Below are 1830 nucleotides of genomic sequence, written 5' to 3' on the forward strand. Positions count from 1 at the left end.
TTCTATTATATTTGCATCAGTCATGGGAATGGATATTTTTATGTAACTTATTGATTGTCAACTATAAAGGTACTAAAGATATCTCATTCCCACAACTTTTTCAATCGTTTTCTTATACCGAACTCACGTTATAAAAGGCCACCTTTTACAAGCCAAAAGGCGGTCTTTCGCAAACACGCAGGCAGGCATACACGCAAAAGCCTGACGCAAAGCGACTTACACCGAGCGGCATGCCACGCTGCTACATGACGCCCGTGCCACCGGCGGCAGGACGCAACCGGATTTTAAGAAGATTTTAAACTCAAGTCAAAATCATAACCGGCACATTACGGAAAAATGGAATAAAAGTGTTATCTTTGTACCTTGACAGACAACATCAAGGCATGCATGCCGGCAACGCACGCACGCTAAGCAAACGAAAGGCACATAAAATCAACCCTAAATAAAAATCATTCAAGACAATGGACATAATTGAACGCTTCTTAAACTACGTTAAGTTCGACACACAGTCGGCCGAAGAGAGCGCCACAGTGCCGAGCACAGACAAGCAGCTAATATTCGCCCGATACCTCAGGGACGAGCTTAAGGACGAGGGATTCGACGATGTAGAGATGGACGACAACGGCTACATATACGCCACACTGAAGGCCAACACAAAGAAAGACGTACCCACGATAGGCTTCATCAGCCACTACGACACGTCACCCGACTGCTCAGGCAAGGACGTCAAGCCGCGTCTTATCCGCAATTATGACGGCAACGACATTGAGCTGTCACTCGGTATAATCTCTTCGACGAAGAAGTTTCCTGAGCTTCTGGCGCATAAGGGCGAGGACATCATCGTAACCGACGGCCACACTCTGCTCGGTGCCGACGACAAGGCGGGCATTGCCGAGATTGTACAGGCCATGTGCTGGCTGCGCGACCACGACGAGATAAAGCACGGCGACATACGCATGGGCTTCAATCCTGACGAGGAAATAGGCATGGGCGCACACCACTTCGACGTTGAGAAGTTCGGTTGCGAATGGGCATACACCATGGACGGCGGCGACCTTGGCGACCTGGAGTTCGAGAACTTCAACGCCGCGTCGGCCAAGATAACCATCAAGGGAGTAAGCGTACACCCTGGATACGCCAAGGACAAGATGGTAAACGCCAACCGCCTGGCCGCCGAGTTTGCCAATATGCTGCCTGCTGACGAGACGCCGGAGACCACCGAAGGCTATGAGGGATTCTACCACCTGCTGGGCATAGAGTCGAACATCGAGAAGGCAAAACTGTCATACATCATACGCGACCACGACCGTGACAAGTTCGAGGACCGCAAAGACTTCATCAAGGAATGCGCCCGCAAGATGAACGAAAAGTACGGCGAGGGCACTGTAACGGCCGACGTAAGCGACCAGTATTACAACATGAAGGAGAAAATCGACCCCAACATGCATGTAATAGACATCGTGCTCAAGGCCATGCAGGACTGCGGCGTACCGCCCAAAGTAGAACCCATACGCGGCGGAACGGACGGCGCCCAGCTGTCGTTCAAGGGCCTGCCCTGCCCCAACATATTCGCGGGCGGCGTCAACTTCCACGGCCCTTACGAGTTCGTATCCGTACAAGTGATGGAAAAGGCCATGCAGGTAATCGTCAGGATATGCGAGATTACCGCAGGGTATAACGACTAACATAAAATTAAGGATTAAGAGTTAAGAATTAAGAAAATATGACTTGTCCTTTTAATAAGCAATGGTATTTTTCTTAATTCTTAACTCTTAATCCTTAATTTTTCCGACTCCTAATTCTTAACTCTTAACTTAAATGTCCGAACTT

The 1830-nt window shown here is 49.3% G+C and carries 1 protein-coding gene; it reads left to right on the forward strand.

The window, feature by feature from the left end; all coding sequences use genetic code 11:
- Positions 1-461 precede the first annotated feature (461 nt).
- Positions 462-1685, forward strand: a complete 1224-nt coding sequence (gene pepT / locus H6A34_RS14310) for a peptidase T (RefSeq protein WP_205106063.1) — start codon at positions 462-464, stop codon at positions 1683-1685.
- The last annotated feature ends 145 nt before the right edge of the window (positions 1686-1830 follow it).

The sequence above is a fragment of the Marseilla massiliensis genome, from assembly GCF_016899855.1.
Taxonomy (GTDB): domain Bacteria; phylum Bacteroidota; class Bacteroidia; order Bacteroidales; family Bacteroidaceae; genus Prevotella.

Coding starts and splice junctions, on each gene's coding strand:
- pepT (WP_205106063.1), top strand. CDS start 462: ATGGACATAATTGAACGCTTCTTAAACTACGTTAAGTTCGACACACAG.